Here is a 13,424-nt window from a genome sequence, read left to right on the forward strand (position 1 = left end):
ACAATACAAGCGCTCACCGAGCAAGGTCAATTAGTAGACAAAAAGGTATTTTGGCAGTTATGTATGCACGCCAGTCTTGTACACGATGCCCTTTACCAATATTTAGATACTATACCGTTAACCAAAGTACAAGTAGATCAACTGTTTCACGATATGTTGCTTGAAGCTGGCATGCCTAAATTAATGGCTAAAGCTTACCATTGGTCAGTAGCTAAATTTGGTGCCAACGATGTCTACCCTGACGAAGCGCAAGCTAATAGTGACTTTAGTTGTGAAAACTTTAAACAACTAAACAAACCCAATTAGATTGTAAAAAAGGGGAGTTATACATCCTCATTTACGATAGCCAATATCAATACAAAAAAGCATAACACCAGATTAAACAACGGAATTTGTAAGTTGCTTGGCATCATATAAATAAGACTAACCGCGGGGATCCAAATAATCCATGTAGTCACCACAGTAGTGGGAATTTGTACTTTGATGAGATCAGCAAACTGCATTTTTGCTTTCTGCCAATTGAACTGCTGATCCTTCCATAAAAACGCCAGAGCAATAAAGGGCCCAGTCAAAAAAGTAGAAAATACAAACTGATCAAAAGCGTTTTTTTTGACTATGGTCAGCCAGTCATTTCCGTCGCCAAACAACACTACCTGAAAATTATAAAATGCATTTATTATACTGCCTAGTAAGGCCCAAATTAGCACATAAAAAATCAGTTGTTGAATAGGCAAAAATCGGATCTTGCCACTCAAATACATATAAATAAAAGGCAGCAGACCACCAAACAATGCAGTTGAAATTGCCGCATAGACCACACCGTACTCAGCCTTTAAATCGGCAAAAAATTGAAAAGTCGGTTGTGAAGCAGGCCAATAGAAATAACTTAAGCCAATCGTTAAGGCAAACAACTGTAAACATAGGCCTGGTAATAAATTAGCCCCTATCGCACTTTTTATATTACTGATCAAGCGAGCACTACTGGATGGCTTGGATGTCATTTAGTTTTTTCCTGAATAGATATTTTTAACCACACCCGTCCGCCTGTCCAAGCGCAGCATGACGTCAATATAACTCCCCAAAGCCAGTCTTTAACCGTAATTGAAAGAGGCCAATCAACTACCAATGCATAGTTGGTTAAGTTGTAAGTACCATACGCAGCAGCGCCTAAAACAACACCTCGCCAAATGAAATGAAAACCAGTTTGTGTAGGTAATTGAACCTTAATGGCTAAAACTAAAATCGCTATTGGGTACAACAGATAGAAAGTAATCCAAGGCCAAATGATCGGCTGCTCGCGCATAATGTGCCCCATTGCCAGCTGATAACCATCCTTTGCAACCAAACCTAACCAAATACCATCAAGGATCAGTAGGCTAAGTAATATAGTGAAATAAGTCATTAAATTGGTTTTCATCTAGTTCCTATTAAGGGCTATTGATCTTTCATATGTCACCGATATTTTCCTCAAAATGTGCTTAATCAAGGCGAAATCTGTGAAGTTTGGTCACCCAAATAAACAGGTTTCAACGCCGAGTAAGTGCGTTTTGAGGAAAACCCTCGGGCTGGGCCATTTATTCGCCTACCTTCGTTGTTTACCTCTCGTTTAGAATGACTAAACTTCAAGGCAAACGCCTCGGTATCCAAATAAATGACCTCAGTCTCGAGGACGTATGAAAGATCAACAGCCCCTAGAGGAGTAAGTTTGTTAACTATTGTTATTCCCACTTTGAATGAATCCAAATCAGGTTATCTAGCTAAGATCCTTAGTGCCTATAATGGCGTTGCAGGTATAGAAATTATCTGTGTGGATGGTGGTAGTGCTGATGACACTGAATCGTTAATCAAGCAGTCAAAAGCCAAGTTAATTTGCACTGACATTTGTTCGAGGGCAGGTCGATTGAATGAGGGTATCAAACAAGCCAAATTTGATATGGTGCTGCTTCATCACCCACGCAGTATTTTAGATGTTGAGGGGATTAAAGCCTTAACGAATGAAGCATCTAAAATACCCTGGGGGGCATTTACTCATCAGTTTAATATTCAACACTCATTGTTGAAATTTACTTCTTGGTATTCAAATCGAATACGCGGTGATAGACGTGGGATCTATTATTTGGACCATTGCTTGTTTGCTCAAAAACAGTTGTTGTTTGATGTAGGGCTTATTCCAGAAATTGATATTTTCGAAGATACAGAAATCTGCTTAAAGTTGAATAAGAAAGTTAAACCGATTAGGTTGCCATATATTAGTCAAACCTCTGCCATTAGGTTTCAAACTAATGGGGTATACAGTCAGGCACTTAAAAACCAAATTCTTAAATGTATGTACTACCTAAAGCGTTCTGACAAAGAGATGAACAAAACCTATGAACAGCAACTAGAGCTCAATAGCCACTACCCAGATAACAAGGTAGCTAAAAAGCCACAAGATTAATTTAGCAATAATTCGTTTGTCAGTAGTCATTTCTAGTAGAGGGCTACCGGGCAGATTAAACTGTAATATTGTTATTTCGGCAAACATCCAAAATGAATTCGATTAGAATTAGGCCGACTCACTAATCAGTGGTGTATGGGCAACTGCAATGCAAAGGTGTTTAATTTTTTATTACTAATAGAGTATTTATTGAGTATATTGCTCATAAATCGCCTTTGAAGACGAATTTTCCTCCTAATAAGTTAATAAGGATCGCATTCATTTCATGTCAATCTTAAATCAAAGTCGGATGACCTTGTTATCAAGGTTGATGGCTGTCTTGATGTTTTTGGTTTGTGTAGCCGTTTTTATGCCTATTATTATGCACTTTGGCAACGCATTAACGCCGGTAAAAAAATCAGCGGAAAATGGACAAGTATTCCTTCAATCGACAGATTTTTCTTCAGATAACAAAGTGGCTTTATCTGATGGCTGGCTATTTTTTGAAAGTAAACTTGTTCAGCCTCAAGATGTGCAAAAGTTGCTCAATGAAGCGCGTATTGTTCGAGGTATAAGTGGCTGGCAGTTAACTGCCCAAGATGGTAACCAAGTGAATGGTTTTGGCACCTATCATATCACTGTCAACTTGCCACTTGATAAGCTCGATTTAGCCATACAAATCCCACAAATTGAATCTGCTTATCGGCTGTATATTAATGACAATCTTGTGGCAACAGGTGGCGAAGTTTCAGAATCAAAGTCCACAGCCAAGCCCGGTTATAACGCCAAGATTGTGTTAGTCCCGAATGAGCAAAATAGTTTCACGTTAACGTTGCAGGTTTCAAGCTACCACACTGCCTGGGGCGGATTGTGGTCGCCTGTTGTGATTGGTGCGGCGGACGAGATTTTTGCGACACAACGCGATTTAGTAGCACTTAGCATGTTTATTCTTGGGGTATTAACTATTACCGCCGCGTTTTACTTAATTCAATTTTACTTACGGCCTAATGAAAAACTTCCTTTGGTGTTTGGTTGTTTATGTATGTTGTTATTTCTTAAGGAATTTACGAACGAACATATGTTGTTTGTTTTACAGTTTTTAGGCATTAATTTTAGTATAGGTCTGAAAATAAATTATTTAACCTTCTACCTAGGCGTACCTACGCTGTTGTATTTTATGCAGCTTTGTTTCCCACAAACATTCAAAGCAAAAATCACTAGGGTGTGTTATCTGATTGCTGCGGTGTATTCGGTATTTGTTTTAGTTAGCCCAACACAGATAATTGGTTATTCTCTGCTGAGTTATCAAATTTTTTGTTTAATAGTCACTCTTTATCTTATAACTTGTCTAGTCATTTCCAGTGTAAAAAAATTGCCAGCGGCAAAGATGATGATTCTTGGTTGCCTTATTCTGAGTATATTTGCCATAAACGATATTCTTTTTATGTTAGATGTTGTGTCTACTGGTCGCTTTTTTAGTTTAGGTATTGTGGGATTTATCATTTGCCAAGGTTATGTCATTAATAACCATTTTAACAACGTGCGAAGTCGCAATGAATCATTATCTTTGCAACTGCAACAACGTAACCTTGAGTTACAGGAGCTCGGAGCTGGCCTTGAAACAAAAGTCGAACAGCGCACCCAAGAGTTAGAACAAGTTAACCGCGAACTGCAGACGTTAGCCGAAGTTGATAAATTAACCGGGGCGCTTAATCGCCATGGATTGCAGAAATACTTACAAACTTCCTTTGAAAGACTGCGCCGCTCAGGTCAGCCAAGCAGTATAGTGTTATTCGACTTTGATAATTTTAAGAACATTAATGACTCTTATGGACATGATAGCGGTGACAAAATATTAATGTCTGTGGTTAAAATAGTGAACGATTTGATTCGAGAACAAGATAAAATAACAAGATGGGGGGGAGAAGAGTTTTTGCTGTTGTTACCTGATACTGAAATACAGGGCGCACTAGCCATCGCAGAAAAATTACGTTTGGCAGTGAGTGAACAACTGTCTAATACTGTCGCCCCTGAAGTACCCGTTACTATTACTGCTGGGGTGGCGCAATTTCAACAAGACGAAATATTTGAGATACTGTTTAAACGAGCAGACAACGCGCTGTATAGGGGTAAACGTATGGGCCGCAACTGTATTCAGAGCTAAAGGCAATTTTTGATGCTTTAGCTGAATTAGCCATTTAATAATTCTCTTAGTTTTTTTTCAGCTAGTTCTGCAGGTGTTAATCCTAGGTCGCTAGTATCGTCCTCTGGAATAGGATCACCAAATAGCTCAGCTAATTGAGCTTTTGCTTGAGCAGATTTTTGTTTATCAGTGGGTTTGAATTCGCCGTCACTGGGTTTGAAATAATCACAAAAGTTTGCACGCTCAGTATCGCTTATATGTTCTGCTCTTTCTTCTTCACAACGGCCCCTGACATAGTACACACACATTTTGCACACATGTTGATCGGTACCACATTTATCGCACTCCTCACGCCGTGACATAGGCATAATGACGTCGACTAATGTGCTGTTACATTTCCAGCAAGAAAACTCATTAGACATAGTGTTAAGTCCCTTTAAAATTGATCGAACATAATGGAATTGCCGTCTGGATCTTTTAATACACAATGGGTTGGGCCAGATTCACCTTTAGTAGGGGTATCTATAGCAACGCCATTGTTTTTCAAGTGTTTCTCAATGGTTCTGACATCAGTTGGATTAAAGGTAAGGATATTGGACTCGAACATACCTTCAAATAAACCAATTACAGTGCTGTCTTTTTGCAAAATAAGCCATTTATCTTTGATTGAACCACACTCAGGGTGAGCTTTAAAACCTAAGGTTTCATAAAAGGCTTTTGATTTAGCGATATCTTTTACTGTAAGACTGACCGAAAACTGACCTAAATCCACGTTACTCTCCTAAAAAAATCGTTGTTATGTTCGAGGTGTACGAAGCAGTAATGCACTAATTAATGAAAATAGAAATCCGATAGAAAAGACGGTAGCAAACATGACCATAGACTGAGTAAAGTTGTTACTCATTAAATCTGCGTAGTGGGCCAACTCCTTTAGCTGTTGCTCCATCACCATAGGTTCTAAGTTGCTTGAGCGAATTTTTTGTTCGGAATATTGCACGTAAGTAGCAGTAAATGTAGGGTTGATAAATTCTAAATAAAACCAATTATACAAAGCAAATATATGTGATGCGATCAAACTAATACCCAGCCCAACACCCAAAGCACCAACGAGGCCTAGAGGCGATGGGGCGCGTTTTTGCTTAAAGTCTTTTATACCCATAATCACCGCAAATGAGCTGATGATCATCATGCTGTATCCAACAATCTCACCTTTAGTGAAATTGTCTGGGTTAGTGCCTAAAACTAAATGGGACACATAAAAACTAGTCACTAACGCTAGGCCATATATACAGCCAAAGTGAAGTATAGAGTTCATTGGGTAATCATCCGAAATTTATTGAGATACTTACTTTATGTTATTTATTCGAAAAATAAAATTTTCAGGGGAAAAACGGGTGAGAGTAACGTTTTGAACCACCAACACTGAAAAAGAGACTTCATTCCTGAAGTCTCTTGAATGCTTAATTAAGTTAGTCGTGATTAACCGAACCAATACTATGAATACTCAAATCGGCGCCTTTAAACTCCTCTTCTTCAGTGAGTCGAATGGCGGTCACTTTACTGACAAGACCATACACAAGCACACCACCTACTAGCGCAACAAGTATACCTGCAACGGTACCTATTAATTGTGCGGTGAAAGATACGCCGCCCAATCCACCTAGCGACTCAAGACCAAATATACCAGCGGCAATTCCGCCCCAAGCGCCACATACGCCATGTAATGGCCAGACACCCAATACGTCATCAATTTTCTTGGTTTGCTGCATAATGGTAAACAGTTTGACAAAAATCCAACCGGCTATGAGTCCTACAAACAATGAACCTATGGGATGCATTACATCTGAACCCGCACACACCGCGACTAAACCTGCCAGTGGTCCATTATGAATAAAACCAGGGTCATTTTTGCCGAACCACAACGCTGCTAAAATACCGCCAACCATCGCCATCAGTGAATTCATTGCGACTAATCCGCTTATTCCGTCCATGCTTTGTGCGGACATAACATTAAAGCCGAACCAACCAATACATAGGATCCAAGTACCTAAGGCCAAAAAGGGGATGTTGGAAGGAGCGAAGGCAATCAGTCTGTTGTCTTTTTCGCGGCCTTTACGTAAACCCAAGAAATATACGGCAACTAAGGCTAACCACCCACCCATTCCGTGTACTACAACAGAGCCAGCAAAGTCATGGAAACTGGCGCCTGTGGTTTTTTCTAGCCATGCTTGAAAGCCATAGTTGCCGTTCCAAATAATCCCTTCAAAGAAGGGATATACCACTGCAACAATCAACGCTGATGCAATTAAGAATGGATAAAATTTGGCTCTTTCAGCAATACCTCCTGAGATGATGGCTGGGATGGCTGCAGCGAAAGTCATTAGAAAAAAGAATTTCACTAAATCATAACCATTATTGGACGCTAGCTCTTGTGCGGAGCTAAAAAAGGTAACGTCGTATGCTATCCAATAACCCACGAAAAAATAGGCGATACATGACACTGCAAAGTCAGTGATAATTTTGACCAGCGCATTCACTTGGTTTTTGTGCCTAACGGTGCCCACTTCTAAAAAGGCAAATCCTGCATGCATGGCAAACACCATGATCGCACCTATGAGTAAAAAGTAGGTGTTGGAGCTTTGCACCAATGTTTCAACGGCGCTGTTAATATCTTGCATTTTGACTCTCAGTTTAAAATTAGAATTATGCTAGGGAAATTTGTGGTTAACAGGTTATCTGTTAAACAGCATCATCGCCTTCTTCTGCGGTGCGGATTCGTATGGCGCGTTCAACTTCAAAGACAAATATTTTGCCATCACCAATTTTCCCGGTTTTAGCTTTGGCTGTGATAACTTCAATACAGCGTTCAACTTGATCATCTTTTAGTGCTATCTCAAGTTTTACTTTGGGTAAAAAGTCTATTTTGTATTCTGCCCCACGATAGGTTTCCGTATGACCCTTTTGACGTCCGTAACCTTTTACTTCAGATACGGTGAGTCCTGAAATGCCGGCATCAGTTAAGGCTTCTCTTACATCTTCGAGCTTAAAAGGTTTAATTATGGCTTCTATTTTTTTCAATTTGATATGCTCCTGACAGTAGTTTTTGACTTCATTTTACAGAAGCTTGAGGAGCAGGCGAGGAGAGTCTTTAGAACTAAACATGATAATTAAGTCTATTTTTTTAACGCTTGATTAACATTTGCTGAATGCCTATCGCTGAGTGTATTTTTGCTGACGTCTTTTCATATCTTGATTTTCTTTTATCCGAACGTATAAACCACACTGGTCAAGATAGACTGTCACTAGAGTACGTGGAATAATTGCCGCGTATTGATAATGGCGTTACAAAATAAAGGTCAAATAAAAATAGATGAGCATACTAAAACGAGTACAAATGTTGTTGGTTATTTGTTTAATCAGTGTCGGAATTGACCAAGGTACTAAGTGGTATGCCGCTGAATATCTTCCAAAGTTTGAGATGACCAGTTACTGGGGGGATTTGTTACGTATTGGTTACGCTGAAAATACCGGGGCATTTTTAGGTTTAGGCAGTGGTATGTCAGACTCTGCTAAATTTTGGATATTCGTTTGTGCGGTAGGTTTGATCCTTTCTGCTCTGTTTATTTACATCCTAAGAACTAAGACACAAACTGCATATGCATTAGCTTCTTTGGCGCTTATTTTTTCCGGTGGTATCAGTAATTTTTACGACAGAGCTACCAATAACGGCGCAGTGATCGACTTTCTAAATCTAGGTTTTGGCTCTTTACGCACAGGCATTTTTAACGTGGCTGATATGGCAATTATGTTAGGTGTGTTCTTATTGTTGTTTGCGAAAGAGCAAAAGGTCGACACCAAGGACGTTTGATCCTATGGCAAACAGTGATAAATCAGGTATCTATCAGTCACCTTTAAGTAAACTGTTTGCCCGGCAACAACCCAAAGTAAAAGCCAAAAAGGGTATGGCTAACTTGTTGCTTGTTTATGCAGAAAATGACAGTGAGCGAATTGCGCTTTTACTTAAAAAGTGGATTGAGGAAGAAACTCAATAACCTCATTATCTACTCGTTATTCTTTAATTTAGTTAGGGCTGCGCTATCAAATTTTATCCCCTTCCACCCGTGTAACATAAAATTTCTAATATTACCGTGGTCTGTGCCAGTAGGGTTTGCCAATACATCATTGCGGTAATAGCTGCCAAATAGACTAAGCGTTTCGGATTCACTTAATTGATGTAATTGAGCAAAGTAAAAAATCTTGCAGGAACCCCCATTACTGCCTGCATGGTTCAGTAATTTGCCATTGCTAAAATCAGTTGCTGTGTAAACATAAAATTGATTAATCACCTGCATCACTTGGTTAAAGTCAATGGCCTTTGGGTCGTGACGCAGAATGCTAAGCAAATCATCAATAATCATACTATTTCCTTTATTACGTCAAATGAAAACGTTATTTGGCAGTCAATATGTTTGAGTACTTTATTAACAAAGACTGGTGTTGTAATGGTATCGGCCATATTTTTTGATGTGGCTGAAATAAGAATGTCACAGTCTTGCAAAGGTATTTGTTGGCGCACACAAAATATATTCAGGTCGTCCAAATTATCTAAACTTTCATTCAAATGCACTGTACCAACAAAACAGGCTTTTTCTGGATGCTTATCGTATGTCGTACCTGCTACTTCCCTGTTTAGGGTGATGGCTTGGAATTTGTCTATTTGTAATAAACGAAAAGTGACTTCAATAGTGATGTGGGAAACTCCTAAATGGATGAAAATAGAAATAAAAAACTTAGTCAGAGAGACAACAAGCTAGGGCGCTTATCTTTATTCTATCTTTTTGCTGCTTTGGTTGTTAACTATTTATTCGTCTTTACGCCCTTCGAATAACCTAAGCTGAGTAATCTTGTTAAAGATGCAGGGCAAATGTTTGAAAGCTCTATTTCCACGTTTTTTAGGATTTATCTGCGCTCATTTATGATTGGCATTAACGCTTAGAAAATGTAGTGTGGGTGCCTAAAAATAATATCGAGATTTGAGATGCAGTCAAACAATTCAAGTGGTTCTTCAGAGCAAAATCCACAGTTTAATATTAAACCTTTGTTGCTCACCTTATTGGTACTTGGTGTTTTAGCCGTTTTTGTTAAGTTTCAATATTCAACGACTATTTCTCCTGTCAACGCTGATGCTCCTGTTGATGTATTTTCAAGTGAACGTGCCTTTAATTTTTTACAGAATCTTACTAAAGAACAAGTGCCGCATCCGGTTGATAGCCCTGCCAATCGAATTGTAGAACAGCGTATTGTTAGTTCATTAGAAAAGATGGGATATCAAGCTGAAATTCAAGCGACATTTATATGCCACGACTCAACACTTGGCTATGCTCGATGTACTTACGTAAGAAACATTATTGTGCATATTCAAGGTTCAAGTACAGATAAAGGCATTTTATTAGCGGCTCACTATGACTCGGTTCCTGCAGGTCCTGGGGGCAGTGATGCTGGCGCAGCCGTTGGCACCTTACTTGAAACGGCACGTTTGTTGTCGTTAACCAAGCAACCAGTAAACACTATTGTTTTACTATTCAATGAAGGTGAAGAATTCGGCTTATTTGGTGCACGAGCTTTTATGGAGCAACATCCCCTTGCCAAACAATTAAAGCTTGCGATCAATGTTGAAGCGCGAGGTAGTTCCGGTAAAAGTGTGATGTTTGAAACTGGCGAAGACAGTGGTTGGCTTGTTAGTTTATATAGCAACTCAACACCAGCACCTTTAAGTAGTTCTTTATTTTATGAGGTGTATAAGTTCTTACCTAACGACACCGACCTAACCGTTTTCAAACAACATGGCTTACAAGGTTTAAACTTTGCCCATGCCGATCGTTTGGCTCATTACCATACACCCTTAGACAACCTTAAAAATCTCGACCGTGGCAGCCTGCAGCATCATGGAGATAACGTGTGGGGTGTTGTTAAACAAATTAAAGATCTCAATTTGAGTCAGGTCAATTTAGGTAATATCGTTTACAGCGATATCTTAGGTTTATTTATTGTGCAGTGGAGTGAAAGTGGCAGTTTAGTCGCTTCCATATTTTCATTAGTGTTATTTGTTTTGTTGAGTTTCTATTTTCGAAAGTTGCCACAGCTAAATCTAAAACAACAAGTTAAGAGCTTTTTCGGTCTAATTTTCGTTTTAGTTACCTCAGCTGCCGCCGGTTTCTTGGTCTTACAAAGTGTGCAATATTTCAGCGGGCATGGTTCACCGTGGCACACAAACCCTGTACCAATGCAGTTTTCTGTGTGGTTTGGTGTTCTGTTACTGGGATTAATAGCAGGCAAGTGGTTAGTCAAAAACTTGTCCGCAACAAACGTTTTGAGTTCGGCTGTGTTGCTATCGGCATTGTTAAGTCTAGTGAGCAGTATTTGGCTTACTGGAGTCAGTTTTTTATTCTTAATACCAACTGGTTGTGGGCTTGTAGGACTAGCGGTTTTGACTCAATTAGCCGCGTCGTCTAAACAACCTTCTGGTCTAGTCTACAGCTCAATATTTATAATCAATGCCGTTGTTATGGCCATTATGTTTATGCCTATTGCCTACATTTTGGAACTAATGGTTGGCTTCGGCATGTCACTAGCAATAGGTTTGATGTTAGGTTTTGTGATGGTTGCGTTATTGCCCCTGTTAAGCATAAAAACAGAGCATGCGTTTCACTTTAAACAATTAGTTTTTGGCATAGGGATTCTAACCCTAGGAATGCTAATTTGGACTAGCTTGCTGCCTGCTTATAGCGCTTGGATGCCGCAAAGATTAAATGTAAATTATGTGCAAAATGAACAAAATAAAGCTTTTATTACTTCAGGCTACAGTAATAATAAATTATCAAAGTCGCAGATTGATTTTTTGCCAGAATCGACAGCAGATTTAACCGTTTTACCTTGGAGTAGAGCGTCATTTCGTACGACTAAGGTCGCTTCACAACAACAATTTACATCTGAAATTCAAGTGAAAAATAAGCAGCTAGTTAAAAGTGAAATGCAAATTAGTGCCCATATATCGACACCACAAGTTAACGTTGAAAACGCTCAACTAAGTGACGTAAAAGTATTTGTACCAATCGAACTAGGGTTAATTTCAATAAAAGTAGGCGATGAAAGTATTCAATACCAAAATGATGAAAGTAATCGTAATGGGTTTTATGAGTACCATTGCCGGGGTGTGAGTTGTAAAAGCATCGATATAACTATGAATTTCATCTCGTTACCCAAAGTTGACAATGATAGAGACAGAAGCATTATCGTCATGGCGGCTTATCCTGGCGTACCTAAAGAATTTGACAGGTTTTTGCTAGCACGAGGTGAAACATCGGTTCCATCTCAGTCTGGCGACCAATCGTTAATTTACGCAAAATTCGAACTTTAATAATGTGCAATTATGTACTCTGATGCCATGTAAAAAATGAACTATTATTGATTGAAGTTAGAGAATTAGGAGTATATATGAACGTTGTGATTGGAAAATTTAATAATGAACCTTTTCATGCATTATCAAAAAAGGAAATTAGCCTATTACTAAAATTGGTGCCTAGCGAGTGGGAAAGCCAAGTGTCTAGCGTGGTGCTTAGTTCGAAAATAGTGAAGAAAACGAAAGTAGCAAAGCCGGTTGAATATAATGCCACAAGCAAACAGTTGACTATTTTTTCAAGAGGTTTGGTTCGCGAAGATATCGCCAGAAAGTTTTTGCTCGAGTTAGCAAGTATTAATACAGAGGAGGCCGCAAACTCTGATTTAGATGGCGACTTAGATAAAGTGATTAAACCGTATCTGGATAAATTTTTGAAGGCGAGGGTTTATACTAAACGAAGTTTGCTCAGCATATACCAATAGTTAGCGTATGTGCTGAGCTTATGTACCAATACTTTCATTTTGTCCCAGTAGCTTGTATTCTGCCAGTCTGCCCAGTATTGAGAGTAGACATCAAGTTAGCGAAATGAGTGTTTCCTATTGGCGTATTCATTATCAATTTGACGCAGCTTGTACTACCACTGCCACATCCTTTTCCTCTAATTCGTGAGCCGGTATTATTTTTGCGTCCATATCCCATCGAACTTAAGTAATCTACCAAATCAGTTAAACTAAACTTTTCTCTGGTGATTGTTATGCGTTCCACATTTTCATCATTGGCAGGCCAGAATATTTTATTTTCTTCTTCTGTTATTTTACCTTCACTACGTAATAATGTAATCGCTGGTTTATACCCAGCTTTTGCAGATTTCTTTAACCATGACTCACTCTCAACTTGGTCTTCTTTAACTGTGTGGCCTAGTTTGTATAAAATCCCTAAATCATACTGAGCAAAAGGCAGGCTATTTTTGGCGGCTCTTTTCATATATTTAAGGCTAAGTTCATTGTCGACTTCGGTGCCGTAACCACTGCGATAAAAAAGAGCTAATGCTGCTTGTGCATGTGAGCTGGCATTTTTGGCAAACTTTTTAATCTTTTTAAACAATAGATCGCAAGAATTCTCCCCACAAGCAGCGGCAACTTCTTCTGGCAGTGAATTAGCGAAAACGATATTTACATTGAATTGTTAATAAAAAAAACAACAGATAATTTCTAACGGAATCCATGAATAACTCTCCTAGTCTGTATATTTAAACAAGCCACGATGGAATTGTTTATTTATTATTCAAATCTCAGCATAAGAGGGATCGTTTAGAAAGTAGACTGAAACTCATGCAAAGTCGATTGTGCTTCTGAAACTTTTTGAACTCTGCGAGTGATATAAAAATTGCGAAGTCACGGGGTGAATAAATCATCTCGTTGATGCGGACACTATGTAAATAGCGAATTTATCATTCGAAGTATTAA

17 protein-coding genes are annotated in these 13,424 nt (G+C 38.9%); 7 read left to right on the plus strand and 10 right to left on the minus strand.

The window, feature by feature from the left end:
* Positions 1-306: DUF1353 domain-containing protein (locus QZ488_RS09005; RefSeq protein WP_293747782.1), on the plus strand; the 306-nt coding region annotated here is incomplete at its 5' end.
* A 17-nt stretch (positions 307-323) separates the two neighbouring features.
* On the opposite strand, the gene QZ488_RS09010 is transcribed toward QZ488_RS09005, so the two are convergent.
* Positions 324-1,001 (minus strand): hypothetical protein, encoded by a 678-nt coding sequence (locus QZ488_RS09010; RefSeq protein ID WP_293747785.1) that lies wholly within the window; start codon positions 999-1,001, stop codon positions 324-326.
* Positions 998-1,417 (minus strand): DUF2177 family protein, encoded by a 420-nt coding sequence (locus QZ488_RS09015; protein ID WP_293747787.1) that lies wholly within the window; start codon positions 1,415-1,417, stop codon positions 998-1,000. The genes QZ488_RS09010 and QZ488_RS09015 overlap by 4 nt, the downstream gene beginning before the upstream one ends.
* Positions 1,418-1,705: 288 nt before the next feature.
* On the opposite strand from QZ488_RS09015, the gene QZ488_RS09020 reads away from it, so the two are divergent.
* Positions 1,706-2,437, plus strand: coding sequence for a glycosyltransferase (locus QZ488_RS09020; RefSeq protein WP_293747788.1), 732 nt, complete (start codon positions 1,706-1,708; stop codon positions 2,435-2,437).
* Positions 2,438-2,702: 265 nt separating this feature from the next.
* Positions 2,703-4,580: a diguanylate cyclase gene (locus QZ488_RS09025; RefSeq protein WP_293747789.1), complete on the plus strand. Its 1,878-nt coding sequence runs from the start codon at positions 2,703-2,705 to the stop codon at positions 4,578-4,580.
* Between the two features lie 26 nt (positions 4,581-4,606).
* Here QZ488_RS09025 and QZ488_RS09030 read toward each other — a convergent pair whose 3' ends face one another.
* The 5 genes from QZ488_RS09030 to QZ488_RS09050 all read right to left on the minus strand — a co-directional run bounded on the left by QZ488_RS09030 (position 4,607) and on the right by QZ488_RS09050 (position 7,637).
* The gene (locus tag QZ488_RS09030) at positions 4,607-4,981 is read right to left on the minus strand and encodes a hypothetical protein (protein WP_293747791.1); all 375 of its coding nucleotides are present in this window, start codon (positions 4,979-4,981) and stop codon (positions 4,607-4,609) included.
* Between the two features lie 14 nt (positions 4,982-4,995).
* Complete coding sequence (locus tag QZ488_RS09035; RefSeq protein WP_293747793.1) at positions 4,996-5,331, minus strand: VOC family protein; 336 nt, start codon at positions 5,329-5,331, stop codon at positions 4,996-4,998.
* A 24-nt stretch (positions 5,332-5,355) separates the two neighbouring features.
* Positions 5,356-5,874: a DUF4199 domain-containing protein gene (locus QZ488_RS09040; RefSeq protein WP_293747795.1), complete on the minus strand. Its 519-nt coding sequence runs from the start codon at positions 5,872-5,874 to the stop codon at positions 5,356-5,358.
* Positions 5,875-6,028: 154 nt separating this feature from the next.
* Positions 6,029-7,237: an ammonium transporter gene (locus QZ488_RS09045; RefSeq protein WP_293747797.1), complete on the minus strand. Its 1,209-nt coding sequence runs from the start codon at positions 7,235-7,237 to the stop codon at positions 6,029-6,031.
* Between the two features lie 61 nt (positions 7,238-7,298).
* Positions 7,299-7,637 (minus strand): P-II family nitrogen regulator, encoded by a 339-nt coding sequence (locus QZ488_RS09050; protein ID WP_293747799.1) that lies wholly within the window; start codon positions 7,635-7,637, stop codon positions 7,299-7,301.
* A 292-nt stretch (positions 7,638-7,929) separates the two neighbouring features.
* Between QZ488_RS09050 and lspA the strand changes: the two genes are divergently transcribed.
* Complete coding sequence (gene lspA, locus QZ488_RS09055) at positions 7,930-8,427, plus strand: signal peptidase II (protein ID WP_293747801.1); 498 nt, start codon at positions 7,930-7,932, stop codon at positions 8,425-8,427.
* 4 nt (positions 8,428-8,431) lie between these two features.
* Positions 8,432-8,611, plus strand: a complete 180-nt coding sequence (locus tag QZ488_RS09060) for a hypothetical protein (RefSeq protein ID WP_293747803.1) — start codon at positions 8,432-8,434, stop codon at positions 8,609-8,611.
* A 9-nt stretch (positions 8,612-8,620) separates the two neighbouring features.
* Here QZ488_RS09060 and QZ488_RS09065 read toward each other — a convergent pair whose 3' ends face one another.
* Both QZ488_RS09065 and QZ488_RS09070 read right to left on the minus strand, forming a co-directional pair.
* Positions 8,621-8,977, minus strand: coding sequence for a HopJ type III effector protein (locus tag QZ488_RS09065; RefSeq protein WP_293747806.1), 357 nt, complete (start codon positions 8,975-8,977; stop codon positions 8,621-8,623).
* Positions 8,974-9,186, minus strand: a complete 213-nt coding sequence (locus tag QZ488_RS09070; protein WP_293747808.1) for a hypothetical protein — start codon at positions 9,184-9,186, stop codon at positions 8,974-8,976. The genes QZ488_RS09065 and QZ488_RS09070 overlap by 4 nt, the downstream gene beginning before the upstream one ends.
* 411 nt (positions 9,187-9,597) lie before the next feature.
* Between QZ488_RS09070 and QZ488_RS09075 the strand changes: the two genes are divergently transcribed.
* Positions 9,598-11,976, plus strand: a complete 2,379-nt coding sequence (locus tag QZ488_RS09075; RefSeq protein ID WP_293747810.1) for a M28 family peptidase — start codon at positions 9,598-9,600, stop codon at positions 11,974-11,976.
* A gap of 77 nt (positions 11,977-12,053) precedes the next feature.
* A complete protein-coding gene (locus tag QZ488_RS09080; protein ID WP_293747812.1) occupies positions 12,054-12,440 on the plus strand; it encodes a hypothetical protein in 387 nt (128 codons plus the stop codon).
* 34 nt (positions 12,441-12,474) lie between these two features.
* On the opposite strand, the gene QZ488_RS09085 is transcribed toward QZ488_RS09080, so the two are convergent.
* On the minus strand, positions 12,475-13,062 hold the full coding sequence (locus tag QZ488_RS09085; protein WP_293747814.1) for a tetratricopeptide repeat protein: 588 nt from the start codon (positions 13,060-13,062) through the stop codon (positions 12,475-12,477).
* Positions 13,063-13,424: the final 362 nt, after the last annotated feature.

This window comes from uncultured Paraglaciecola sp., from assembly GCF_913020055.1.
Taxonomy (GTDB): Bacteria; Pseudomonadota; Gammaproteobacteria; order Enterobacterales; family Alteromonadaceae; genus Paraglaciecola.

Bases quoted from the DNA above. Each gene is read 5' to 3' on its own strand.
- QZ488_RS09025 (WP_293747789.1), top strand. From the start codon at position 2,703: ATGTCAATCTTAAATCAAAGTCGGATGACCTTGTTATCAAGGTTGATG.
- lspA (WP_293747801.1), top strand. From the start codon at position 7,930: ATGAGCATACTAAAACGAGTACAAATGTTGTTGGTTATTTGTTTAATC.
- QZ488_RS09030 (WP_293747791.1), bottom strand. From the start codon at position 4,981: ATGTCTAATGAGTTTTCTTGCTGGAAATGTAACAGCACATTAGTCGAC.
- QZ488_RS09065 (WP_293747806.1), bottom strand. From the start codon at position 8,977: ATGATTATTGATGATTTGCTTAGCATTCTGCGTCACGACCCAAAGGCC.
- QZ488_RS09040 (WP_293747795.1), bottom strand. From the start codon at position 5,874: ATGAACTCTATACTTCACTTTGGCTGTATATATGGCCTAGCGTTAGTG.
- QZ488_RS09080 (WP_293747812.1), top strand. From the start codon at position 12,054: ATGAACGTTGTGATTGGAAAATTTAATAATGAACCTTTTCATGCATTA.
- QZ488_RS09010 (WP_293747785.1), bottom strand. From the start codon at position 1,001: ATGACATCCAAGCCATCCAGTAGTGCTCGCTTGATCAGTAATATAAAA.
- QZ488_RS09060 (WP_293747803.1), top strand. From the start codon at position 8,432: ATGGCAAACAGTGATAAATCAGGTATCTATCAGTCACCTTTAAGTAAA.
- QZ488_RS09075 (WP_293747810.1), top strand. From the start codon at position 9,598: ATGCAGTCAAACAATTCAAGTGGTTCTTCAGAGCAAAATCCACAGTTT.
- QZ488_RS09045 (WP_293747797.1), bottom strand. From the start codon at position 7,237: ATGCAAGATATTAACAGCGCCGTTGAAACATTGGTGCAAAGCTCCAAC.
- QZ488_RS09015 (WP_293747787.1), bottom strand. From the start codon at position 1,417: ATGAAAACCAATTTAATGACTTATTTCACTATATTACTTAGCCTACTG.